Annotated in this window: 28 protein-coding genes and 1 pseudogene; 3 read left to right on the top strand and 26 right to left on the bottom strand. The window is 40.4% G+C overall.

Features of this window, described 5'->3' with window-relative positions:
- Positions 1 to 4: 4 nt before the first annotated feature.
- From pfkB to MHI11_RS12570, 6 genes are all read right to left on the bottom strand, one after another.
- Positions 5 to 916 carry a 1-phosphofructokinase gene (pfkB, locus tag MHI11_RS12545; protein WP_065097198.1) on the bottom strand — a complete coding sequence of 304 codons (912 nt, stop codon included), beginning with the start codon at positions 914 to 916 and terminating at the stop codon, positions 5 to 7.
- Complete coding sequence (locus tag MHI11_RS12550) at positions 913 to 1,668, bottom strand: DeoR/GlpR family DNA-binding transcription regulator (protein WP_003211999.1); 756 nt, start codon at positions 1,666 to 1,668, stop codon at positions 913 to 915. Before MHI11_RS12550 ends, pfkB begins: the two co-directional genes overlap by 4 nt.
- 321 nt (positions 1,669 to 1,989) lie before the next feature.
- Positions 1,990 to 3,183, bottom strand: coding sequence for an ABC transporter permease (locus MHI11_RS12555; protein WP_044142039.1), 1,194 nt, complete (start codon positions 3,181 to 3,183; stop codon positions 1,990 to 1,992).
- Complete coding sequence (locus MHI11_RS12560) at positions 3,170 to 3,871, bottom strand: ABC transporter ATP-binding protein (protein ID WP_126741240.1); 702 nt, start codon at positions 3,869 to 3,871, stop codon at positions 3,170 to 3,172. The genes MHI11_RS12555 and MHI11_RS12560 overlap by 14 nt, the downstream gene beginning before the upstream one ends.
- Entirely contained in the window at positions 3,868 to 4,974 is a 1,107-nt protein-coding gene (locus MHI11_RS12565; RefSeq protein ID WP_340961179.1) for an efflux RND transporter periplasmic adaptor subunit, read from the bottom strand. The genes MHI11_RS12560 and MHI11_RS12565 overlap by 4 nt, the downstream gene beginning before the upstream one ends.
- Positions 4,975 to 4,983: 9 nt before the next feature.
- The gene (locus tag MHI11_RS12570) at positions 4,984 to 5,610 is read right to left on the bottom strand and encodes a YIP1 family protein (protein WP_113767612.1); all 627 of its coding nucleotides are present in this window, start codon (positions 5,608 to 5,610) and stop codon (positions 4,984 to 4,986) included.
- 516 nt (positions 5,611 to 6,126) lie between these two features.
- Between MHI11_RS12570 and MHI11_RS12575 the strand changes: the two genes are divergently transcribed.
- On the top strand, positions 6,127 to 6,504 hold the full coding sequence (locus MHI11_RS12575; RefSeq protein WP_003211488.1) for a Rok-like winged helix domain-containing protein: 378 nt from the start codon (positions 6,127 to 6,129) through the stop codon (positions 6,502 to 6,504).
- A 46-nt stretch (positions 6,505 to 6,550) separates the two neighbouring features.
- On the opposite strand, the gene moaD is transcribed toward MHI11_RS12575, so the two are convergent.
- From moaD to MHI11_RS12605, 6 genes and pseudogenes are all read right to left on the bottom strand, one after another.
- The gene (moaD, locus tag MHI11_RS12580) at positions 6,551 to 6,784 is read right to left on the bottom strand and encodes a molybdopterin converting factor subunit 1 (RefSeq protein ID WP_065097192.1); all 234 of its coding nucleotides are present in this window, start codon (positions 6,782 to 6,784) and stop codon (positions 6,551 to 6,553) included.
- Entirely contained in the window at positions 6,777 to 7,268 is a 492-nt protein-coding gene (locus tag MHI11_RS12585) for a molybdenum cofactor biosynthesis protein MoaE (RefSeq protein ID WP_113767611.1), read from the bottom strand. The genes moaD and MHI11_RS12585 overlap by 8 nt, the downstream gene beginning before the upstream one ends.
- Positions 7,265 to 7,789 carry a molybdopterin-guanine dinucleotide biosynthesis protein B gene (gene mobB, locus MHI11_RS12590; protein WP_217013112.1) on the bottom strand — a complete coding sequence of 175 codons (525 nt, stop codon included), beginning with the start codon at positions 7,787 to 7,789 and terminating at the stop codon, positions 7,265 to 7,267. Before mobB ends, MHI11_RS12585 begins: the two co-directional genes overlap by 4 nt.
- Positions 7,771 to 9,048, bottom strand: coding sequence for a molybdopterin molybdotransferase MoeA (locus tag MHI11_RS12595; RefSeq protein WP_065097191.1), 1,278 nt, complete (start codon positions 9,046 to 9,048; stop codon positions 7,771 to 7,773). The genes mobB and MHI11_RS12595 overlap by 19 nt, the downstream gene beginning before the upstream one ends.
- 9 nt (positions 9,049 to 9,057) lie before the next feature.
- Positions 9,058 to 10,073, bottom strand: a pseudogene (locus MHI11_RS12600) (thiazole biosynthesis adenylyltransferase ThiF).
- Between the two features lie 29 nt (positions 10,074 to 10,102).
- On the bottom strand, positions 10,103 to 10,684 hold the full coding sequence (locus MHI11_RS12605; protein WP_340961181.1) for a molybdenum cofactor guanylyltransferase: 582 nt from the start codon (positions 10,682 to 10,684) through the stop codon (positions 10,103 to 10,105).
- An 84-nt stretch (positions 10,685 to 10,768) separates the two neighbouring features.
- Here MHI11_RS12605 and MHI11_RS12610 point away from each other — a divergent pair, with 84 nt between their 5' ends.
- Positions 10,769 to 11,686: a hypothetical protein gene (locus MHI11_RS12610; RefSeq protein WP_044142050.1), complete on the top strand. Its 918-nt coding sequence runs from the start codon at positions 10,769 to 10,771 to the stop codon at positions 11,684 to 11,686.
- 50 nt (positions 11,687 to 11,736) lie between these two features.
- Here MHI11_RS12610 and rok read toward each other — a convergent pair whose 3' ends face one another.
- The 3 genes from rok to ahpA all read right to left on the bottom strand — a co-directional run bounded on the left by rok (position 11,737) and on the right by ahpA (position 13,872).
- Positions 11,737 to 12,318 (bottom strand): transcriptional regulator Rok, encoded by a 582-nt coding sequence (rok, locus tag MHI11_RS12615; RefSeq protein ID WP_044142051.1) that lies wholly within the window; start codon positions 12,316 to 12,318, stop codon positions 11,737 to 11,739.
- Positions 12,319 to 12,788: 470 nt separating this feature from the next.
- Positions 12,789 to 13,247 carry a TlpA family protein disulfide reductase gene (locus tag MHI11_RS12620; RefSeq protein ID WP_050945138.1) on the bottom strand — a complete coding sequence of 153 codons (459 nt, stop codon included), beginning with the start codon at positions 13,245 to 13,247 and terminating at the stop codon, positions 12,789 to 12,791.
- Positions 13,248 to 13,329: 82 nt separating this feature from the next.
- Positions 13,330 to 13,872 carry a biofilm-specific peroxidase AhpA gene (gene ahpA, locus MHI11_RS12625; RefSeq protein WP_003211758.1) on the bottom strand — a complete coding sequence of 181 codons (543 nt, stop codon included), beginning with the start codon at positions 13,870 to 13,872 and terminating at the stop codon, positions 13,330 to 13,332.
- A 271-nt stretch (positions 13,873 to 14,143) separates the two neighbouring features.
- Between ahpA and MHI11_RS12630 the strand changes: the two genes are divergently transcribed.
- On the top strand, positions 14,144 to 14,950 hold the full coding sequence (locus MHI11_RS12630) for a mechanosensitive ion channel family protein (protein ID WP_340910598.1): 807 nt from the start codon (positions 14,144 to 14,146) through the stop codon (positions 14,948 to 14,950).
- 29 nt (positions 14,951 to 14,979) lie between these two features.
- Here the strand turns inward: MHI11_RS12630 and MHI11_RS12635 are convergent, their stop codons facing one another.
- The 11 genes from MHI11_RS12635 to MHI11_RS12685 all read right to left on the bottom strand — a co-directional run bounded on the left by MHI11_RS12635 (position 14,980) and on the right by MHI11_RS12685 (position 22,286).
- Positions 14,980 to 15,222 carry a YkuS family protein gene (locus tag MHI11_RS12635; protein WP_003211408.1) on the bottom strand — a complete coding sequence of 81 codons (243 nt, stop codon included), beginning with the start codon at positions 15,220 to 15,222 and terminating at the stop codon, positions 14,980 to 14,982.
- Positions 15,223 to 15,272: 50 nt separating this feature from the next.
- Positions 15,273 to 16,451: an N-acetyldiaminopimelate deacetylase gene (locus MHI11_RS12640; RefSeq protein WP_111912637.1), complete on the bottom strand. Its 1,179-nt coding sequence runs from the start codon at positions 16,449 to 16,451 to the stop codon at positions 15,273 to 15,275.
- A gap of 34 nt (positions 16,452 to 16,485) precedes the next feature.
- Positions 16,486 to 17,196, bottom strand: a complete 711-nt coding sequence (gene dapD / locus MHI11_RS12645) for a 2,3,4,5-tetrahydropyridine-2,6-dicarboxylate N-acetyltransferase (protein WP_044142056.1) — start codon at positions 17,194 to 17,196, stop codon at positions 16,486 to 16,488.
- Between the two features lie 109 nt (positions 17,197 to 17,305).
- Positions 17,306 to 17,764, bottom strand: coding sequence for a flavodoxin (locus tag MHI11_RS12650; RefSeq protein ID WP_034662756.1), 459 nt, complete (start codon positions 17,762 to 17,764; stop codon positions 17,306 to 17,308).
- A 16-nt stretch (positions 17,765 to 17,780) separates the two neighbouring features.
- Positions 17,781 to 18,563 (bottom strand): WD40/YVTN/BNR-like repeat-containing protein, encoded by a 783-nt coding sequence (locus MHI11_RS12655; protein WP_340962324.1) that lies wholly within the window; start codon positions 18,561 to 18,563, stop codon positions 17,781 to 17,783.
- Positions 18,564 to 18,663: 100 nt separating this feature from the next.
- Complete coding sequence (locus MHI11_RS12660) at positions 18,664 to 19,140, bottom strand: flavodoxin (RefSeq protein ID WP_044142059.1); 477 nt, start codon at positions 19,138 to 19,140, stop codon at positions 18,664 to 18,666.
- 187 nt (positions 19,141 to 19,327) lie between these two features.
- Positions 19,328 to 19,750, bottom strand: a complete 423-nt coding sequence (locus MHI11_RS12665; protein WP_340910592.1) for a DUF4275 family protein — start codon at positions 19,748 to 19,750, stop codon at positions 19,328 to 19,330.
- A gap of 110 nt (positions 19,751 to 19,860) precedes the next feature.
- Positions 19,861 to 20,742 (bottom strand): LysR family transcriptional regulator, encoded by an 882-nt coding sequence (locus tag MHI11_RS12670; RefSeq protein ID WP_003211236.1) that lies wholly within the window; start codon positions 20,740 to 20,742, stop codon positions 19,861 to 19,863.
- 97 nt (positions 20,743 to 20,839) lie between these two features.
- A complete protein-coding gene (cbpB, locus tag MHI11_RS12675) occupies positions 20,840 to 21,283 on the bottom strand; it encodes a cyclic-di-AMP-binding protein CbpB (RefSeq protein WP_003210874.1) in 444 nt (147 codons plus the stop codon).
- A 146-nt stretch (positions 21,284 to 21,429) separates the two neighbouring features.
- Complete coding sequence (abbA, locus tag MHI11_RS12680; protein WP_003210802.1) at positions 21,430 to 21,621, bottom strand: antirepressor AbbA; 192 nt, start codon at positions 21,619 to 21,621, stop codon at positions 21,430 to 21,432.
- Between the two features lie 149 nt (positions 21,622 to 21,770).
- Positions 21,771 to 22,286 (bottom strand): ribonuclease H-like YkuK family protein, encoded by a 516-nt coding sequence (locus MHI11_RS12685; RefSeq protein WP_003212504.1) that lies wholly within the window; start codon positions 22,284 to 22,286, stop codon positions 21,771 to 21,773.
- Positions 22,287 to 22,311 lie beyond the last annotated feature (25 nt).

The raw sequence follows: 22,311 nt of genomic DNA on the forward strand, positions 1-22,311 counted from the left end.
TCCTTTAAATGCGTGTGACTTTTACTTGTGGTAATAGTGTGTCGACAAGCTCTTTTGTCCCAAGCTCCTCAGAAAATGCTGTAGCACTGCCTGATGTGACGCCAAGCTTAAATGATTCTTCAATCGAAAGGCCTTTCGAAACGCCGGCTAAAAATCCTGCAACGACTGAATCCCCTGCACCAACCGAATTAACAAGCGTACCCTTTGGAACATTGGACTGATAAATCCCTTCCTTACTGAATAAGAGAGCGCCATCTCCAGCCATGGATACGATGACATGTTCAGCACCTTGTTCTAACAGCTTCTTCCCATAAGGAATGGCTTCTTCTGCAGTAGAGATGCTCGTCTCAAACATTTCACCTAGTTCATGATGGTTTGGCTTCATTAAGAACGGTTTCAAGCCTGCTGCTTTTTTAAGGGCTTCCCCGGAAATATCAAGAACAACTCTAACGCCTTGCTTTTCGCACACTTCAGCAATACGTTCATATGTGTTATGAGGCAACGAAGAAGGAATGCTGCCAGCTAACACAACGACATCTCCTTCAATCAATGAGGTAAATTGAGACAGAAACGACTCAAATTGCGCTTCAGTAATTAATGGGCCGAGTCCGTTGATTTCGGTTTCTTCACCTGTTTTTAGTTTCACATTAATTCGTGTATCTTCTGACACCTCGTGAAAGGCTGTTTGTAATTGTTCGTTTTGTAAAAAGTCTTGAATATATTTGCCTGTAAATCCGCCTATGAATCCAAGCGCTTTTGATTCAACACCGTGACGTTTTAAAAGCCTTGAGACATTGATCCCTTTTCCGCCTGGATATTTTTTGTCATAGGTTGAACGATTCAAACCGCCGACTGCGAAATCCTCCACGTGTACGATGTAATCAACTGATGGGTTTAAAGTAACTGTATAAATCATGTTTTCACTACCTTTATAACCGTTTTTTCATGGTAATTATCGAATGAATCCTCTTTTGCGTCGTTTGTGATAATGGTGGCTTCCTGTAAACTAGCAAAGGTTGAAAACGATATTTCGCCAAATTTAGAGGCATCTGTTAAGATATAGGTTTTTTTCGCCTGCTTCATGGCCCTTTTTTTCATGAGCGCTTCCTCTGGATCAGGTGTTGTAAACCCTGCCTCGGGATGAATGCCGTTCGTCCCAACAAAGCTTTTGTCAAAACGGTAATTTTCCATCGCCGTCAAAGCTGCGGCTCCCACCATGGCTCCTGTTCGATGTTTCACTGATCCGCCTATCAGGTAAAAAGAAATGCCTTTTCTCATGAGTGCTTCAATGTGCATAACACCGTTTGTCACCACAACAATATCTTGTTCTGGATCGATATATTCAATCATTTGCTGTGTGGTCGTACCAGCGTCTAAATAAATACAATCACCTTGTTTTAAAAGTGAAGCAGCTGCCTCTGCAACCAATGACTTTTCTTGAAGGTTTTTGGCAGATTTCTCAAATACATCTGGTTCAAGACGGATACTTGATATCTTGGCTGCTCCCCCATGAACTCTTTTAAGAAATCCTTTTTCTTCAAGGGCTGATAAATCTCTTCTAATAGTAGATTCAGACGCATCCGTCATAATCGTTAAGTCCTGTATTTTGATGACATCATTTTCTTCTAAACAGTCGATAATGAGTTGATGTCTTTCCGGTGTTAACATGAAAACACCCCCTTTTGAAAACGCATTCATTTTGCGCGCACCTTTATTGTAATCGCTTTTTTCAACATTATCAATACAAAACAATCAAATACATTCAATAACTATCAAAATCTTTCACAATGGTCATCTTACCTTTATATGTACCATTTGTAAACTGAAAAATATGTGACATTAAGATGAAAGTCATGATCTTAGCATTTCTATCATTTTTCATTTCATTCAATAGAACTAAAAAAAGCTTTTATGCGATGTGCATAAAAGCTTTTGATGTTTGATTACAGCGGAATTCACACTGTTTGTATACTTTTGTTCTTCTCGAAATTATTCATATCTAAGAGAATCAATCGGATCTAGTCTTGCTGCTTTATTCGCAGGAATTAACCCAAAAACAATCCCAATAAACATACTAAACAGCACACCTACACAGATGATTTGCCAAGATACTAAGGACGGCCAGCCGGCAATGAGTGATACTAACGAGGCACCGCCTATACCTAGTGCAATCCCCATCAACCCGCCGATCAAGGTTAAGACGACAGACTCAATTAAAAATTGAACGAGTATTTGAGCCCTCGTTGCTCCAATCGCTTTTCGAATACCGATTTCCCTTGTCCTCTCTGTCACAGAAACAAGCATGATATTCATCACGCCGATACCGCCGACAAGTAAAGAAATTCCAGCTATTGAGCCAATGATTGTGGTCATAACAGACGTGATTTGACCGATGCCTTCTGCGATTTCTTCCATGTTGATCATTTCATAAGCATCTTCTGTATGATGATTTTCATTTAATAATGCAGCCGCACTCTTTCCTACTTCCTTCATTTGATCAGCATGTGCGACTTGAATTGACAACTTATCGTATTCATTGATCCCAAATGTGGAGGTGAGCATTGCAAAAGGGACATATATTTCATTCATATCGAATGAGAGCATCCCTTTTTGTTTGGCTAAAACACCGATGACTTCAACCGGCTGTCCGTTCATCCAAATCATTTCGCCCAATGCCTTCTGTCCATTAAATAATTCTTTTTGTAAGCCTTCAGAGATGAGGGCGGCTCTTCTGCCGCTTCTAAAGTCAATATCTCTTAAATTCTGCCCTTCTGCTATTTGTAATGAATGTACATTCGTATACCCTTCATTTATACCGTTAACTGTCGCATCCACTGTTGTATCTTGAAATCTCAGCTGCATTCCTTGCGCAGTCGAAGAGGCAACCTGATTCACCCCATTGATTGTCTTAATACTTTTTATGTCTTCCTCAGTAAATGTGGCATCGAATAAAGCGTTGGGATTTGCATTTAACTCTTCGTCAGACGGCGTATACGTCATATCAACGGTATTGTTTGGACCTGAAATTGACCCTTTTAGCATTTGCTCGCCGCCTTGACCGATAGCCACGACCGCAATGACTGATCCAACACCAATAATAATCCCAAGCATCGTTAAAATAGAACGTAATTTATGAGCTAAAACAGAATTCATCGCTATTTTGATATTTTCAAAGAGTTTCATTCATAGCGTCCCCTTGTGTCAATCTATCTTCAACGAGTCGGCCATCTCTTACAACGACCGTCCGATTTGTATATGCAGCTATTTCTTCTTCATGGGTGACAAGCACAATCGTTGTCCCTTCCTCATTCAGCTTAGTAAACTGTTCCATGATTGAGAAGCTTGTTTTTGAGTCAAGAGCGCCTGTCGGTTCATCTGCTAAGATAAGCTGCGGCTTATTGACAATTGCACGGGCTATTGCCACTCTTTGCTTTTGTCCTCCCGACAACTCACTTGGCATATGTTTCATTCGGTCTGTCAAACCAACCTTTTCAAGTGCCATCTCTGCGCGTTCTTTTCTTTCCTTTTGACTGATACCAGCGTAAATCATCGGAAGCTCAACATTACGCCTCGCATTTAACCTCGGCAGCAGATGAAATTGCTGAAAGACAAATCCAATGAATTGATTTCGAATCACTGCGAGGTCTTGATCCTTTGCTGCTGACAGCTCTCTTCCTTGAAAATGATATTGTCCTGTAGTTGGCCGGTCTAAACAGCCAATGATATTCATTAACGTCGATTTTCCAGAGCCGGACGGGCCCATAATGGACATATACTCGCCTTTTTCGATGACAAGATCCACCTCACTTAATACATCAAATGATTCTTGGGCAACCTCATAGCTTTTTGTCACGTTTGAAAGCTGAATCATTCAGCATTCACTTCCATTCCGTCATACATGTCATCTGATGGATGAGAAATGATTTGATCCTCTGCTATGACACCTTTTGTCACTTCAAGATCATGACCTGACGTTTCCCCTAGCTCCACTTTTACTTTTTTAAGTACATTCTTTTTGACAACATATACATATTGTCCATCAGCCTCTTTTTTTACAGCTGATTCAGGAATCGTTAGGGCTTGACGCTTATCTGTTTCAATTTCCATGATCATTTTAAAACCAGGTTTTGCTTCAGGTTTTTTTCCCTTTATTTCGATTTCAACTGGATATTGCACCGTTTGATCACCTGCAGTTGTTTCAGATGCTGCCTGAGCAGGTACAACCCCCACTTTTTTCACGACCCCTTGCCAGCTCTTTCCGCGAATGACATCAGACGTTATCTTTACTTTTTGTTTCTTTTTCACTTTTATGGCGTCATACTCAGAAATCAATCCTCGCACAATCATTTTTTTCTCATTGCCAATATGAATGATCGGCTGCCTTTCTTCCGGCTTTCCTGCCCCTCCTTCTTGCTCAATGGAAATGACTGTACCGGCAATTTTACTATGTACGATTAAATCTTCTATTTGTGTTTTTACTTTTTCTTGGCTGATCTCTGCTTGTTTTTGTTCTAATTCAGCCGCTTTCAGCTCTAGTTCAAGCTGGTCTCGCTCGGTTTTAGGATTGGCAGCGGAGTCGCCTCCTTGTTTTTTTTCTAATTCGCTCAATCTATTTTGTAATTGTTCGCGTTTTAACGTACTGGATTCAACCGCAAGAGCTTGCTGCTCTTCTTCAAGTTCCAGCTCTCTATTTTCATATGTAAGAAGCGGCGTTCCTGGCTTTACCTTTTCTCCTTCTTTCACAGAAATCCCCTTCAAGTGTCCCTTTTCCTCTTCTGCATAAATGAACTGCTCTTCAGAGAATGAAAGTGTCCCTGGCGTCATGACCGTAGTGGTGATTTCTTTTTGCGTAGGTTTTACTGTTTTGATAGCTGCTGTCGAAGCAGGCTTTGATTGATTTTTCGCAATGTTAAAGCCAATAAATAGACCGATAACAATAATAAAAATGGATCCGATGATGATTTTCTTTCTCATAAAGACATTCTACCCCCAGCTTACTGATATGGTGATTGCAGTTCCTACATATTGAAAAATGATAGATAAGAGATAAAAGACTCCTATAATGGTCCAAGCGATTCTTGGCGATATATGGCCAACTTTCATCAATAAAAAGCCTGTTAAAACAAGGTTCCAGATCACAAATAGATCAATATTGGCAAGCACAGCATGCCATGGACCAGGCGTTTGAATGAGTGCATTTAATGAGGTGATTGTGATGTTTTTTGGCACATGGAACAGAATGATGGACAGATGAGAAATAATCGTACCAACGATCGTAACTGGTGTAATAAAAAGGACTGCTGAAAATAGCTGCTGAAACGATGCATCACCCTTTGCTAAAAATACGATGAACTTATATATTGCAGCATTAATCACAAGCCCGAGAAGTAGACCAATTAGCGTCACCACATAAACGACCGATACCGGCAAGCTTAAATCTGCCCACATTCCTTCATTCACCAGCTCTGACAAATAAGTGACAATCACTGTTAAAAGAAGTACACAGGATAAAGGCCACCAAACCACCGGATTTTCCCATACTCTTTTCAGGTGCTCTGAAGGTCTTATGCTCACTCCAATGATCGTAGGCTTTTGCATATTTTCTTGCATCAAATGTCACCCTCTCTATGTCATGCAAGTATGCAAACGCACATGCTCTCTCTTATTCTTTCTATTTTATCAAAAGATTGCCAATAAGTGATGGATGATTTGATTTTCTTATTTTCATTGCGGAAAAAAATGATCTATTATTCTATTATCATGAATGACAACCTCCAAATGACACCATGACCAGACCATATTCATATCAAAAAATAGAGGTTTTACTGACCTAAAAACATTTTATCAAAAAACACATGTCTTTCGGAATAAATATCCTTTTCCTTTGAATTTGGATAGTCTTCGTGAGACACAACAATTTTTTGTTAAAATAATCCTAGTAATTTCAACAAATCCCGGCTTTATAGGACTACGAATGGTTTCTTTTATAGAACAAATGAGCCTTTAGTAACAATACTTTCATATTAAAAAATTAAAAATATAATGATTTTACTTGATCAAAAGTTATTTTTTCATATAATGTAAAATAGAGGTAGGTTAAATGATAGTGGAAATGGAGTCAAGTGAATGTTAAGAGAAAAATTGAAAACGCAATTGATTTTACTTTATGAAAAGGAACAAGAAGCATGGCAATACTTTCGAAAGGAAAGAGAACTGATTTATCATGAGCTCAAATTACTTGATATGAAAGAAAGCAGACCCTCTAATGACAAAATATACTACGCTGCCAGATGTGTAGATATTATTAAAGAGAAAAAGGGTAGCATTGTGAGCACAAAAGAATTAAAAGAACAGCTTCAAGCCCAGACAGATTTCAATGTGAGACGAATTAGTGAATTGTATGATCTGATTCAGCAGCTCGATCCTCACATTTCTAAAGCACGAAGGGGATGTTTTATTTACGAAGATCACACCCAAATACCTCTACAATCTTTTCACACATAAAAAATTGGTTACAGCCGCTGGCCATAACCAAATCCTCTAATATCTATTATCCACCGCTTACAGGAGGAATGAATGCAACAGTGTCCCCGCTACGCACTTCAGCGTTTCCCCTCGTATATAGTTCGTTGACTGCAACCATCACATTTTGTGCAGCATCAACACCGTATACCTCCTGTAATTCTAATTTAATCTCATCAACCGTTGTTTGATCTTTTTGAATGATGATTTGTTGTTTACCGGCCTTCTCAGCAAGGCCGGCGAACAATAATACACTAATCAAGCTGATCACCTTCTTTCTTTGCAAGTTGAAGATCGCTAGGTTTCCCCTCTGGATATGAAACTTTTTCAAGCTGATCACCTATCCAGGCTTCCCCGTCTTCCCAATATTCTTTTTTCCAAATCGGAACGATTTCCTTAATTCGCTCAATGGCATATTCGTTCGCTTCGTATGCAGCCTTCCTATGAGGAGATGAAACGGCTATCGCAACAGCAATATCCGTTATATCAAGTGTCCCGATCCGGTGCACAATGGCTGCTTCAGTATCAGGCCATCGTTTCTTGATTTCTTGTCCAATTTGACTTAGCATGCTTTCAGCCATTGGTATGTAAGCTTCATAAGTTAAGCACAACGTTTTCTTACCGTTTGTCCACTCTCTGACCGTCCCGATAAACGTCGTAATGGCCCCTGCCTTCCGCCTTGTCACATGCTGAATCAATTCATTCACATCAATCGGCACTTTTGTTATTTTAAAAAGTTCACTCAAATAGAGCCACCTCCCTTCAATAAGTTATAACAAAATGTATGCGCATCCTTTTCAAAGGCTGAAAACACTGGAAAAGAGTAATTTTTGGCTAACTGAAACTCTTGAGAAAAATAAATAGCTGCTTGTATATCGGAAAGTGTTGAAAGATCAATGAGCTCCTCTTCATTCTTCACACAAACGATTTTGCGGTATGGTGCCTGTTTATACCCTTCTATCAAGACCGCGTCTAATGGAAGATACTTACACATTTTGAGCAATTGCTTTAACGTGATGTGCTGCATTGAAAAGTGAAATTCACCCTCTCCTTCTACGCCAGCGGCAAATGCACCTGCCCCGACATATCGATCGGTGTCTTTTTCTTTCAAAAGACGATCTGGTTTACCGCCATGTCCATGGTGTTTAAAACAGCCTAGCTTCAGCCCATCAAGTACAGCCAGCTGACAGAGCTTTTCAATCAACGACGTCTTTCCGCTGTTTTGATAACCGACCACCTGTAATATGCTTAATGTGTCATCCAGCATGGGGAACCCTCACCTTCGTGCTGAAACAGCAGAACATGCACCTGATCACCAGCCTTAAAACCTCTTGTTCCACCTGGCAGCACAATGAAACAGTTAGCCTCTGCTATTGAGGTCACAGCACTTGATTTATCGAGACCTGTTGGGGTCACACTGAGCTGACTGCCAGTGAACTCAAGTGCCGCTCTAACAAATCGAGTAAACGGATTGGCTTTTGGGAAATCGTGTGTCAGCTTCGCCTCAGCAAAATCGGGTAACGACTGTGTCTTGAAAGACCATTTATAGATCATCGGTTTCACAAATAATTCAAAGCCAACGAAACAGGCAGCAGGATTTCCAGACAGGCCAAACAGCAGTTGACCATTTGGCATCACAGCAACCGTCGTCACACTGCCGGGTCTCATGGCCACTTTATTAAATAGCACCTGAGCTCCCAGCTTTTCATAAATTGCGGGGAGAAAGTCAAAATCACCTACAGAAACTCCGCCTGTTGTGATTAAGAAGTCTACCTTGCTTAAGGCTGCTTTGACTGCATGATAGCTTTTGTCAAATTCATCGGACACACCGCCTAAATCAAGCGGCTCTCCCCCAGCCTTAAGGATCTGGGCATAAACCATACTAAGGTTACTGTTTCTAATCTTCCCGTCCACCATCGCATCACTCACTTGAAGAAGCTCTGTACCTGTTGAGATGATGCCGATCACTGGCTTTTTGACAACTGGAACTACCGCATATCCGAATGTCGCCAATAAGGCCGTAACGCCCGGAGTTACTTTGGTTCCTTTTTTGAGCATCACATTCCCTTCAAGTACCTCTTCTCCTTGACGAGAAATATTGTCCCCTTTTTTCAGCGGTCTTTTAAGTGACATGTATGATTTTCCATCTTTTTCAAAGGTTTTAGTCAGCTCAAGCATGATGACGACATTTGCTCCATTCGGGATTTTTGCTCCTGTCATGATACGAATGGCTTGAAAGGGACCGATGGTTTTTGCTGAGACCACTCCTGCCCCAATATGATCAATGACCTCAAATTCAACCGGATGCTCGCTTGACGCTTCTTTTGTATCTTCTGCCCGAAGTGCAAAACCATCATACGGGGACCGATCAAATGCAGGCACATCATGATCTGCCAAAATGTCTTCTGCAATGAACCTTTCAAGGCTATTTCTTAAGGGCACCCATTCTGCTTCTCCATGCTTTTCATATTGATGGACTTTCTGAATGGCTTCTTGTACTGGAATTGGCTGACGTCTTTCCATCACACTTCACTCCTATATCCCTAGCAGTTTTGCTAGTAATGAATTGGCTGCTTTTTCATCATTTGTCCCATGGATTAATGCACGTCCACCTTTGAAAAAGACAATACGATAAGATTCATAGCGGACATGGATTAAGAAGTCATTCACTTCCACCTCACAAATAGATGACAGCCGCTCTTTCACATGCTGAAATGATAGATTAGCTAAATCCTTAGATACGACTTGTACGGTATCCCGCCCGCAAAGAATCGTCGTTTTTTTACGCTGCTCGTGTAAATAAGGATAGGTTCTATCTTTGCCGCAAGATGGACAGTCCTTCTGCTTAGTAAGAGACAAATCCATTTTAAACGATGTCGCCTGCCAAAGATCAAATGTGACAAATTTCCGTTCGATTTGATCTTCATGTCCTGTTAAATACTTTAGCGCCTCTGTTTGCTGATAAGCAGAAACCATCTGAACTGCTGGAGAAATAATCCCCGCTGTATCACACGTCAAACCGCCAACAGGCAGTTCTGTAAAGACACACGATAAACACGGCGTTTTATCCGGTAAAATGGTCATATACATCCCCTGACTGCTCACACAAGCGCCATATATCCACGGCGTCTTCGTTTCCTGCGATAAATCGTTCATAACCATTCTCGTCTCAAAATTATCCGTCGCATCAATGACAATATTTGCGCTTTGAAATAACGGTCTTAACAGCTCCACCCCTGCATCTTCAATCAGGGCGTGTATGGTCACTTCATGATTGATCTCTTGGAGACGTTTTTTGCCGCAGCTGCTTTTGGCACATGTGCCTTTGCATCATCTTCTGTGTACAGCTGCTGCCGCTGTAAATTTGAAAACTCTACATAATCACGATCAACAATCGTCAACTTGCCGATCCCAGACCGGACAAGCCCTTCCGCAGAGGCCGTTCCAAGTGCACCCGCTCCAACAATTAGAACATGACTGTCAGCAAGCGCACGCTGACCCTTTTCCCCAACCGGAGGGAACAAGATTTGTCTTGAATATCGGTCATTCAATGCTGTTCTCTCCTCACCATTTTTATGTATCATATCATACCGTTTTCAGGTAAATCGCTTCTTTTATTGATATTTCGAAATTCATTTGGTGTTGCGTTCAGTTCCTCCTCTGGGACGATACACACCTTAAGCCTTTGAAGCAACTCTTTCATGGCTAATTGATTCTCTTTTAAACACGCATCAATGGACGGCAGACAGCGGCGGTGATAAAGCGCAAATAAAGGCTGTAATCTGCCCTGAACAAGCGGGATGATAGCATCTGCATGATCGCTGCAATAGGACGATAATGCTTCGGCGGCCTCCCTCCGTATGAAAGGCATGTCACATGCCGTCATTAAATACCATGCTGCTTCTTGCTTTTGCATCGCCGTATACATGCCGGCAAGCGGCCCGCATCCGCGTACCTGATCATCATCCAACCACACATCTCGTTCACCTCTTTCTTTAAAAAAAGTCAGAAGTGATGGATGGCTGATGATAACTGTCTGTCCTTTCAAAAGCTGCTTTTTCACATGCTCATATAGTGGTTTTCCTTGATACATATAACTTGCCTTTGGCTCTCCAAAACGTCTGGATGCTCCTCCAGCTAAAATGACATTGACTACGTCCATCCGCTCACCCTCCTTTGATATGGTTGTTCTAATCGCACTCATCTCGCATACTTTATTGGTAACATGAATAAGGAGGGTCTATCGATGAAAAGGCGCCATGCTTCTCCCCTATTCCATGACCTATCTCAAGAGAATTTATACTTAAAAGCGGAAACAGCCAAATATCAACAAATGATCTCTGATTTACAGTCCTCATATACGTATGCTAAAAATAAGAAGTTAACTCAAGAATATCACGAGATGAAAAAGGATTACACGCAATTAAAACAACAATTGGATGAAATGACCATTGATCAAGGCGATGCAGCCTCAAAAATACAGGATCTCTCCTCAAGCAAATCTGAATTATTACATAAAATAGTCCTTCTTCATGAAATGCTCCAAAGGGAAACCTTTCATAGAAGGAAAGAAACGGAAGAAAAACACCGGCTGCATTTAAAAGTAGTCAAATATAAAGAAATCTCTCAACAATTGAATGAACGGATGCAGGATCAAGATAAACGGCTTGCAAAAGAGGAGAAAAAAGGAAATACTTTATCCGCTGTGATTGAGAAACTGCAGCAAACATTAGGTGATAAAAACGCAGAGCTCAATCTATTACAGGAAGGCGTTAAACACCTGCAGGAGCGTTTTTTTGAAACACAAGAGAAATTACTGCAAATCGAAAAAGCAAAGGAAGCGATTTTTTATGAAACACTCACAAGCTATCAAAAGCAGTTAGCAGAAAGTGAGGAATGGATCGCATCTCATTTTGCTGATATTGACCAGTCAGCCCAAACAAATTCACAGCCATTCTCTCGAGACAGCCTCCTGCAAACAACGGAAGAAATCGAACCCATCTTGAAAAAGCTGAACGAACAAGTTCAAACACTCCAAGCACAAGTCGATGCGGTGCAGCAAAATGGAGAAGTCATGACAGTGAAGATTGAAGGCTTCAAAAAACAGCGTGATCACCTGTCAAAGGAACGAAAAATTGTCTATACAGTTGATCAAAAAAAGTAATGCTCGCAATAAAAAAACTGCTGGCTTTTCGTCAGCAGTTTCTTTTTTATTTATTCGTCTTCTGTTTGAATATCGCCTTCTAAAATATACTGTCCGCGATATGGCTTTTTCACTTCAGGATACATTTTAATTAAGCTTTGCATAAACGTTGTCATATTTGGAATTTCAAGACCGCTCTCTTTTTCAATTTCTTTTTGAAGTTCAGAGCTTTTAATCGCTGCATTATGACGCTTTAACGTTTTAATCGCAGCTTCACGAAGCTTAGCTGCCTTTGAACCAGGGCGGGCTGTGCCTCTTCTGCGTCTTGTAGATCCTTCAGGAATACCTACAGGTGCACCGTTTAGCTGTCCTGTTCCTAAAGTTGATGCAGAATTTGATTGTGATTGTGCAGGCGGCTGGTAGCTTCTCATTTCTTGTGCAGCCAGTTCAGCTAATACAGGCAGTGAATCCGTTTTTCTTTCTGTACGCACTTCTTTTTTTGTATCTGACACTAGACCTGTTCCTTGACGATCTAATTCTCTTAATTTTGCATAAATCGCATCTCGCTCAATTTGATATTCACGGATGACCTTTACTTCTGCTTCGTTTAATTGTTCCAATCGTAATCGTAACGCTTCCCTCTCATTAAACAATGGATTTCCCCCTCATCATATAAAAAATATTCTATAGTAAATATTAGATTAGAAAACTAATTTTATCAACTATTTTTTTATCATTTTACAGTTTGTTATCAGATAGGTATTTTCAACTAAAATTTTGCCAAAGAGGAACAATCGGCATCCATTTCATTGCCACTAAAGGCTTTTGACAAACCTTAAAATATTGTAAAAAATTTGAATAAACACTTATACTACTTGATTTACATCGTTATTTACTAAACTGAAATTTCTTTTGTGCAAAAACGTTCTGAATAGTAAAAAGTTAAAATCTTTACATTTTCATTTCAAAACAAAAATGTAAATAGGTCGTTATACCTTTTTGTTTCAGGAATATTTTTTTATAAACTCCCTCAATTTCTCTTTTCTTAGGAAGGCGAAGTCCATTCCGTGCAATAGGTCGCCTATTTTTGTCCATGAAAAAACCCCCATTTATGGGGGAAAGCCTATTCTGCAGCCTTTTCAGACTCAGAAAGCACTCGATTGACACGTTTCTCAAGCATTTTCATTCCGCTTCCGCCAGCTTGGAAGTGGCGCAGAGCACCTGTTTTATCAAATACATAATATGCTGGTACATATTCATTTTCAAAGGCTTCTGTTAATTTATGATCACTGTCCACAAAAATTGGCTGCGTGATTTCATGCTCTTTCGCAACTTCCTTGATCTTATCCAGATCTAGGTCATCCTCTGAACGCGGCATATGAACGGCTATCACGTTTAGTTGATCCTTGTATTCATCACGGAATTGATTGACTTGAGGCATTGCCTCTTTACAAAGATGACAGCTGACTGACCAGAAATGAATCAATGTTGGTTTCTCACCAATTAGATCTTCTTTTGTTACTTCTCCATTTAACCATTCTTTTGCACCAGTTAGTTCTGGCATTGGTTGACGTAATTTCATTATGAAGCGCCTCCATCCATTGTATGTGTCGAAACAAAAAGGTCTAACATTAGTTAGACCCTTCTGTTTCTTCAGCTATCAATTAAAGTGTTTTTTGACCAGGCTTCCAGTTCGCTGGGCAAAGTCCACCAGTTTGTAATGCTTGAAGAACACGTAATGTCTCATCTACATCACGACCGATATTGTTGTGGAATACTGTTTGATATTGAAGTTCTCCTTCTGGGTTGATAATGAATAAACCGCGAAGTGCAATTCCTTCTTCTTCAATTAAAACGCCGTATTCTCTAGATACTGTGTGGTTTGTGTCAGCAGCTAGCGGATATTTCAATTCACCTAGACCATTGTCTTTACGGTCTGTGTTGATCCAAGCAAGATGCGTATGGATTGTATCAGTAGATACACCAATGATTTCAGCATCTAAATCTTCGAACTCATCATAACGATCGCTCATTGCTGTAATTTCAGTTGGGCAAACAAATGTGAAATCCATTGGGTAGAAGAAAAGAACTGTCCATTTGTCATTCTTCATGTTTTCTTCTAGACTCACTTTACCAAATTCCTTGTTAGCAAGTACTGCTTCCATTTCAAAACGTGGAGCTTGTTTTCCTACAAAACGCTCTGCCATATGTAAATCCCTCCAAAAATAATATCTTTATACAGACTTCTAAGCTGTATATAAAATGAGAATCAAAAGTTGAAATTCTCATTTAGTTAATAACTTCACAATTACAATTATAATACTTAAGCGGTTTTTAGTCAATATTAATTAATAATAAATTTAATTAACGATTTGTCACAATCTCTTACTCCACTTAACAAAAGTTTAACATGTCTTGCAGAAGGGAACAAATGATTAGCTTCTCTATTAGAGCATACATAGAAAGGTTTTGAAGATCATGAAAGCATTTGAACAAGTAGATTGGGTTTCCATTATCCTCAATAGCAGTATGATTTTGCTAAAACTAATCGCTATTTTCGCGATTTATTTTATCATTAGAGCCATCGGAAATAAGATGATTAAGCGTGCCTATTCCACATTCTCTGAAAAGCATGATGTCTCTTTGTCAAGAGCTCAAACGCTGCAAAGTCTTACGTTAAATATTTTCGCCTACTTATTGGTTTTTATTCTAGTGGTCATGATCCTCGACTTATTTCATTATAACCCGACCGCTTTATTAGCTGGGGCAGGCGTTGTGGGGCTTGCAATCGGCTTTGGCGCTCAAGGGCTAGTGAGTGATATTGTGACAGGATTCTTTATCTTATTGGAGAAACAATTCGATGTGGGAGAATATATAACAGTTGCTGGCTTTGATGGGATCGTAGAACAAATTGGACTTAGAACCACGCAGCTTCGAAGCTTTGACGGCACCCTTCATTTTATTCCAAATCGAAGCATATTGAACGTGAGCAATCATTCAAGAGGGACTATGCAGGCACTCGTCGATATCGAGCTATCTCCAGAAGAGAATGTGGATCAAATGATCACAGCTCTTCAAGCTGCGTGTAATGAAGTGCGGGAGGACATTCCTCAAATTATCGAAGGCCCTCAAGTTGTCGGCGTGGAGGCGTTCGGATCCTCTTCCCTTGTACTGCGCATCATTGCAAAAACCGAAACAATGGAGCAATGGCGGGTAGAACGAATCTTGCGCAAAAAAATGAAAGAAGTTCTCGATATAGAAAAAGAGCAAAAAGAACCGGGATGATCATCTACCGGTTCTTTTTCTTATTTGTTTTATTGAACACGCTGTTCTACTTCTTGACAAATTTCATCAGCCGTCATACCTGACGCGGTAATCACAGATGCTTTTGTCGTTGTGTCTGAGATGCCAAGAACATTTGAATCTAGTCCTGTGACAACATAGCAGTCACACTGATCCATTTGCTGTTCATTTTGAATACGTACGACGTCATATCCTTTTTGCTTCAGTAGTTCTTCTACATCGGATAAAGATGGTTCTACACCAATTCTTGTCATAATCAAGAACACCTCCTGTTCATAAGGTGTACAGGAGGCAGCTTGATTATTCATTCCCCTGCTTGCTTTTTGAAATAAGCTGTCATAACGTTTACAGCTGTTTCAATCGCTTTTTCATCAGGCATGAGCTTTGCATGATGCAGGCCATATTCTGAATCGACCCCTAACCAAAACATGAATCCAGGGTATTTTTTCAGCATGTAGCCAAAATCTTCTCCTGTCATGGCTTCTCTGCATTCAACCACATTCGCAAGCCCTTCTCCGGCAACATATGACATGAATTCCTCTGTCAGTTCCTTTGAATTGTCCACTTCGTAATAAGATGAAGGATATCGCACGGTTGCCTTGCATTCGTAGCCAATTTCAATCCCTTTTGCTAGTGCTTCAATTCGCTTTCTCACTTTTTCCATAGATTCTGGTGAAAGTGTACGAATGGTGCCATCAAGCTTCGCATGCTGCGCAATGATATTTTGAGCCGTTCCTCCTGTAATCGTGCCAACCGTAATGACCGCACTATCAAGAGGATCGACATTACGAGAAATAACCGATTGCAGCTGACCTACAAGTGCACTCGCAGCCACAACCATATCATTCGCTAAATGAGGGTAAGCAGCGTGCCCGCCTTTTCCTTCAAGATCAATTACAAGCTCACTCGTATTGGCAAAAAGCAGCCCTGGCTTTGTGGCTATCGTTCCGACAGGATACTCAGGTGCAATATGCAGCGCTGTAATAAAATCTGGCGTCCACTTTTTCAGCACATCACTTGTAAGCATCGGTTCAGCTCCGCCTGGACCTTCTTCTGCCGGCTGGAACATAAATAATAGATCTTCTTTGATTGGCTCATGAACGAAATGATCAATGACCCCAAGTGCGATGGTCATATGAAGGTCATGTCCACACGCATGCATCTTCCCTTCATGTACTGATTGAAATGGATACCCTGTGTCCTCAGGAATAGACAGACCGTCCATATCTGCACGATAAGCAAATACGCGCTCAGGATTTGTTCCCTTTACTTTGACAAAAAGTCCAGTTCGCCAAGTTTCTATCTCAACTCGATCTTTTGAATAAGCACCAAGATGATTGATGAGGTACGCTTGTGTTTTGAATTCCTTAAAACCAAGCTCAGGGATTTGATGTAAATCTCTTCGAATGGATATCAATTGCTCACGATTTAACAAGTGAACTCGCTTCCTTTCCTCTATACGAATAAGACGTGGATATATCATCCACGTCTATGTCTTCAGCTGCGAATTATTTGAATTAAAGCTGACGCAGTTCTTGTTTAATTTCTGTTTTACCTTTTGTTTTTTCATCAATGTCTTTGATTTTCTTTGCAGGTGTACCTGCTACAACTGTGTAAGGCTCTACATCGTTCACAACGATCGCACCAGCAGCTACGACTGCACCTTTACCAATTGTCACACCTTCTAGAACAACAGCGTTCGCACCGATGACAACTTCATCTTCTACGACAACTGGTTTAGCAGACGGCGGCTCAATGACACCTGCAAGAACAGATCCAGCACCGATATGACAGTTCTTACCTACTGTCGCACGGCCACCAAGCACCACGTTCATGTCAATCATCGTACCTTCGCCGATCACAGAACCGATATTAATAGAAGCCCCCATCATGATGACTGCATTATCACCGATTTCAACTTGGTCACGAATGATCGCACCTGGCTCAATACGTGCTTTAATATTCTTTAAATCTAACATCGGGATTGCAGAGTTGCGGCGGTCATTTTCCACGACAACATCTTCAATTTTGTCTTTGTTCGTTTCTAGCGCTTCTTGAATGTCGCTCCACTCACCGAAAACAACTCCAGTGTTTCCTGTGATGAACGTTTTTGCATGTTCACCAAACTCAATACCTTCTAAATCACCTTTAATGTAGACTTTGACAGGTGTTGATTTTGTACTATTTTGAATAAATGAAATAATTTCATTAGCGTCCATTTGTTTCATGTATGTATGTCCTCCTCTTAATTTATACTTCATTACTGTACCAAAGGAGAGTTTTAATGACAAGTGAAAGAGTTGACTCTTCAATGGAAAATAAAACAAGCGGGACCGATTACCCCGCTTCCTGCTGGTGAAGATGAACAAATTGCTTGCCAAAAGAAATCAATTTCTCCTCTTCTTCTCCTTCTGGATTTAGCTCGATCTTGACGGATGGCAGGACAATGTCACCGCCAAGCTCCTTCACTTTTTCTTCGATTAGGTCAACAGCTCCGCAAAAATGCTCATAAGATGTATCCCCGGAACCGAATACAGCAAATGCTTTTCCCGTTAAATCAAGCTCTTCCATTTCTTCATATAAATCAATAAAATCATCAGGAAGGTCACCATCTCCCCATGTGTACGCACCTAACATAATGTGCGTGTAATCATTGAGAAGCTCTGCATCAATATCCATCGCTTCATGACGGTCCACGCTAGCTCCTGCTTCTGTTATTCCTTTTTCAATTAAATCTGCCATCGCTTCTGTATTCCCAGACATCGTGGCATACACCAGTAAAACCTTTTCTGTCACTTTTTCTTCCTCCTTATCAATGAATCAATGCCGGCTCCTCATATGGCCTCACAAACTTGCTTTCATATAAACCAGCACAGAAAAAGTTTTCATTTTGATTGGCTACACGAAAACCGTGTCCTTTGATCGTATCAAACCATTTAAGCTCTTTTTGCTCAATATCAAGCTGATACACTTTAGAAAACCCGTGTTCGTCTTGTGAAGTCGTCACATACACAATGCCATTATCCTCTGACACATCCAAGAATGATTCCTCTCTAGCAAAGGCTTGTGATTGAATATCATGCAGCATATTGGTATGTAAATCTAAAATTTGAACAGACCCCTTTTTACCTTTTTTTGACCCCAATGCGCAAACAAGTAGATGCTCCTGACAGAGCAGCATAGAAGCTGTCATTCGGTGTTCCTCTCTGTTTAGGAGAAAAACCTGTTCACTCTCCAAGTCATACACCCATATTCCTCCGTGAACCTCATGAATCTGTGTTCCAATATAAAGGTGATCACCCGCAGCACATAAAGAACGAATGACAGGCGGGTGGTTCACGTGAGCAAATGGCTTCGTAATTTCCCAGGAAATCCCGAAATCATTTGACACATAAATACTATGTTTTCCATGTGCACACACAAACCCATCTTTGCGTCCTGTAATAGACCAAACGACTGCATTTGTTGGAAATGATGATAGCGCCCATGTATGGCCTTCATCTCCTGATCTAATCACTGTGCCATTTTCACCAACACCGAATAAATAAGGTCCAATATAGCTGATGGCATGAATTTTATGCTTGAGCTTAAACAGTTGCTGTCACCCGCGCTCCACACTGTAGTGAAAAATACCTTCACGTTTTACAGCAACAAAGTATCCACCGTTTTTAGATGCAGCAACAGCTGTCGCTCCTTTATGAAACATGATTTTCAACTCGTTTCTCAGATAACGCCGCCCACGTTAAAAAGCTTGTCGCAAATTCCTGACAGCACGCCACATCCTCATCGGTATCAGGCGCAAGCTCCATTTTCAATGTTTCAGGAAATACAGTTGCACCGGTTGCTTTAAGCATGTCATGAAATGTATGGACAGCCTCACAAAACTTCGGGTAGCTGTAATCTCCAGATCCGAACACAGCTGCTTTGATGTCATTTAGTTCAAGCGTGGAGACCTCTTCATAAAAGTCCTCAGCTTCATAAGGTAAATCACCATCGCCCCATGTATAAGAACCGATGAACACATAATCGTATGAAGAAAGGTCCTCTGCGCTTGTATCATCAAATTCCAACATCTCTGTATCGATCCCTTTTCCTTCTAGTGTTTGCTTTATGATTGCTGCCATATCTTCTGTATTACCAGACATACTCGCAAATGCAATTAGTGCTTTCATCTATCGGTCACCTCATCTAAATGATAATCATTTTCAATTATTATATGTACACTTTAAATGATAATGATTTTCATTGTCAAATGATTTCATAAAAAAGCTTTGACCAAATCAACACTATAACCCAATGAAAAACCCGCTCATTCCAATTGGATGGCGGGTTTTTCGTATCGAAGAGATCATCGGTTCCTCATTCGTTCGTTTCATCTATTCGAATAAAATATGGTCCATAATCCGTTTCGTGTGTCATTACAAATGTCCACTTTTCATTCCAATCCATCACATACATATCGTTATAATCCATATTATGAGATTGATATGGTAAATCATTGGTGGAAAGAGAGCTGGCATTTTCGAAAAGATATGCATCGTCAACAAATTGATAAAAAACAGTACATTTATCCTTTGATTGTTGAAGAAATGCATCTATCGCTTCAGCCTTTTCAAGGCATGTAACCATTTCAAAACTGCATAAATGCCATAAAAAATCATCTATTGATATCTCGTTTTGTTCTTTAATTGAAAGATGACTAGCAAAACGTTCACGCCACCTCGCGCGCAAATGATCTCCCCATTCAGGTTTGTTGATTTTGATTAATTGATTGTTTTTCATAAGATCGAAGTCTCCTCTATGATTCGCTCCATCTATCTGTTGCTTTGATATCGTGCAATAAGTAAATGATCATTCAACTAAAAAAAGCACCTCCTATTCCAAGAAGGTGCTTACACCGCATCACTTTCAAGCATTTCTTTGACCACACCAACAAATGCTTGTACCTGTTTCAATTGAAAAGAAGCTTCATAGCCTAGCAGCCATGTGTCACGTCCGATTTGCTCTCCATTCACGTCAACAAGCGGTGTTTTATGAACACTTTTTTCGTGATCGTATAAGGTGACCGAAGGCAAAATGGCGTAGCCGATGCCGTGGTAGGCCATTTGTTTACACGTCTCAATCTGGTCCACTAGAATCGTCTGCTTTGGAGACACTTTGAATTTTTGATGCCACCAGTGCTGGATTTCCTGATAATACGTGCTGTCGCTTTTAAATTGAATAAACGGGCGTTCTGTCTCGATTAACTCGTCCACGTCTTTGATAACAGAATCGACTAAATATAAATGATCTGTCATCAAATATTCCTTTGTTCCTTTCCAATCAGGGTTTCCGCGAATGATCCCAATGTGCACATGGTCCTCATATAAGCTTTTGAGCATTTCACTACTCCAGCCGGTCACAAGTGATACCTTCGCATTTGGGTATTTTTCGACATATCGCTTTAACACTTTTGGCAACCAGTGCTGTCCAATAATGGATGCAACCGCAAGCTTTAGTGTACCGTGAATTTCCCCTTCAAGTTCATCGATTCGTTCTCTCACTCGATCTTGCTCAACCGTCACCTCTTTTGCAAATTGAATGATCTGTTCACCTGCTGAAGTTACGGTGAGCCCTTTCTGAGAACGAAAAAAGATTTTGGTTCCCCACTCTTTTTCGATCGTCTGCAATCTTTGAGATAAAGCAGGCTGAGAGACAAAGAGCCGCTCCGAAGCCTTTCTCATATTCAATTCTTCACTTAGCACAACAAGCATATGTAACTCCTGAAGCTGCATGGGCGTCCCCCTTCTCTCTATAAGTTTTTCTTATTCCATATGATCATTATATAAATTATAGCTTATGAAGGCAAAAAAAAATAAGCTGGGTTTCAGCTCATTTTTTCGCGGCATGAATCACTTCATTTAAGCGCTTTAATACAACACGTCGTGTAAATATTCCTTCAAAGACTTGCTCCTCATTTACGACACAAACAAATCCATTATTCGTTACAGCGTGAACGCCTTTTAGCACAGGATCCGTCGTTTTAAGCCTTGGGATATCAGTAAGCATAACCTCTTCTACCTTCAGTTGGTCCAGCTTTTCGAATTCAATTCGTTCTAAACCAAAGATCTTATCCATGATCATATTCGTTCCAATTAACCCATGCAGGTGATAAGAAGGATCTAATACCGGGATGGCTGTATATCCTGTTTTTGTAAGGACCAATAGAGCATGCTCAAGGTTATTTCCAATTTGAACATGTGCCACTTTATCTGCATCAATCATATGCTCGGCTACCGTTGACTCAAGCAATTGAGTTGGTTCTATCTCTATCATGTTTCTTCGACCCCTTTTCTATCAATCATCAATCATACATTCCCCTTTACCATTAAGCATAAACTAAAACGAAATTTGTCGAAAGATTTTTTCTGCATAAAAAAGATACTCAGCTCCCGAGTATCTAATAGAATGTTAAATCAATATTAATTCTCAAATCTTACTCTGTCATACAATGTGATCAATTGCTTATACGTATTGTCATCGACATTTTTTGTTCCACATTCTATATCATTGATCTCACTGCTTAGTAATTCGACAGCATATTCCTGATTCAGCAATACGTTTAATAATAGCTTTTTCTCTTCTTCATTAAAACGATTTTCGATGACGCTCATCCAACATCAGGCCCCCTGTTTCATATATGCTTTTATATTGATTAGCAGGCTTTTGAATGTCTGCTTCCTCTCTATACAGCTAGAATAAGGAACTAGAATCGAATCGTCAACCGCACGTTTCGACAAGGTTTGGAGAAAAATGACGGAATTTATTTTGTGTATCGATTGGCATAGCAAAATGCTGCGTATGAGTCGGGTTTTATTTTAGCTTCAATTCCCATAGCTGTGATCATTCCGGTCATTTCCTGAATCAGATCTTTTGTACTTCCTTTTTTGCCAATATCCAGATGGGCTTCAAAACGGAGGTCTGCCCCTTCCTCAGCAAACGGAAGAAGCAAATCCATCAGTTCTGTTAAAGGCCCCTCAAGGATGTCTGCACATACCTTTTGGCTAAACGCTGTCTCTAATGAAATTTTTTCTCTAAGGCTTTGCACAGGCCTGCTGATCACTTGTTGCGTGAGGCAACCCCAAGCCCCTTTGCCAATCCGGTGGAGATGAATTGCAGTCATAAATCTTGTGACATTTTGATTGACCTGAGAGTCCGTACCAATTGATAACACATAGGCGGATCTAGGGTCTTTTCGAATAAAGTCTTTCATTCTCATGACGACATCAGAAAACGCTAAATGATCTTCAGAAAGATTGTAGTAAAAAGAATCACTCACAGAAAGGAACTCCTTTTTAATGGTC

Source organism: Bacillus sp. FSL K6-3312 (assembly GCF_038007485.1).
GTDB lineage: Bacteria > Bacillota > Bacilli > Bacillales > Bacillaceae > Bacillus > Bacillus pumilus.

Coding starts and splice junctions, on each gene's coding strand:
- pfkB (WP_065097198.1), bottom strand. CDS start 916: ATGATTTATACAGTTACTTTAAACCCATCAGTTGATTACATCGTACAC.
- MHI11_RS12550 (WP_003211999.1), bottom strand. CDS start 1,668: ATGTTAACACCGGAAAGACATCAACTCATTATCGACTGTTTAGAAGAA.
- MHI11_RS12555 (WP_044142039.1), bottom strand. CDS start 3,183: ATGAAACTCTTTGAAAATATCAAAATAGCGATGAATTCTGTTTTAGCT.
- MHI11_RS12560 (WP_126741240.1), bottom strand. CDS start 3,871: ATGATTCAGCTTTCAAACGTGACAAAAAGCTATGAGGTTGCCCAAGAA.
- MHI11_RS12565 (WP_340961179.1), bottom strand. CDS start 4,974: ATGAGAAAGAAAATCATCATCGGATCCATTTTTATTATTGTTATCGGT.
- MHI11_RS12570 (WP_113767612.1), bottom strand. CDS start 5,610: ATGCAAGAAAATATGCAAAAGCCTACGATCATTGGAGTGAGCATAAGA.
- MHI11_RS12575 (WP_003211488.1), top strand. CDS start 6,127: ATGTTAAGAGAAAAATTGAAAACGCAATTGATTTTACTTTATGAAAAG.
- mobB (WP_217013112.1), bottom strand. CDS start 7,789: ATGCTGGATGACACATTAAGCATATTACAGGTGGTCGGTTATCAAAAC.
- MHI11_RS12605 (WP_340961181.1), bottom strand. CDS start 10,684: ATGGACGTAGTCAATGTCATTTTAGCTGGAGGAGCATCCAGACGTTTT.
- MHI11_RS12610 (WP_044142050.1), top strand. CDS start 10,769: ATGAAAAGGCGCCATGCTTCTCCCCTATTCCATGACCTATCTCAAGAG.
- MHI11_RS12620 (WP_050945138.1), bottom strand. CDS start 13,247: ATGAAATTACGTCAACCAATGCCAGAACTAACTGGTGCAAAAGAATGG.
- ahpA (WP_003211758.1), bottom strand. CDS start 13,872: ATGGCAGAGCGTTTTGTAGGAAAACAAGCTCCACGTTTTGAAATGGAA.
- MHI11_RS12630 (WP_340910598.1), top strand. CDS start 14,144: ATGAAAGCATTTGAACAAGTAGATTGGGTTTCCATTATCCTCAATAGC.
- MHI11_RS12635 (WP_003211408.1), bottom strand. CDS start 15,222: ATGACAAGAATTGGTGTAGAACCATCTTTATCCGATGTAGAAGAACTA.
- MHI11_RS12640 (WP_111912637.1), bottom strand. CDS start 16,451: ATGATATATCCACGTCTTATTCGTATAGAGGAAAGGAAGCGAGTTCAC.
- dapD (WP_044142056.1), bottom strand. CDS start 17,196: ATGAAACAAATGGACGCTAATGAAATTATTTCATTTATTCAAAATAGT.
- MHI11_RS12660 (WP_044142059.1), bottom strand. CDS start 19,140: ATGAAAGCACTAATTGCATTTGCGAGTATGTCTGGTAATACAGAAGAT.
- MHI11_RS12665 (WP_340910592.1), bottom strand. CDS start 19,750: ATGAAAAACAATCAATTAATCAAAATCAACAAACCTGAATGGGGAGAT.
- MHI11_RS12670 (WP_003211236.1), bottom strand. CDS start 20,742: ATGCAGCTTCAGGAGTTACATATGCTTGTTGTGCTAAGTGAAGAATTG.
- cbpB (WP_003210874.1), bottom strand. CDS start 21,283: ATGATAGAGATAGAACCAACTCAATTGCTTGAGTCAACGGTAGCCGAG.
- abbA (WP_003210802.1), bottom strand. CDS start 21,621: ATGAGCGTCATCGAAAATCGTTTTAATGAAGAAGAGAAAAAGCTATTA.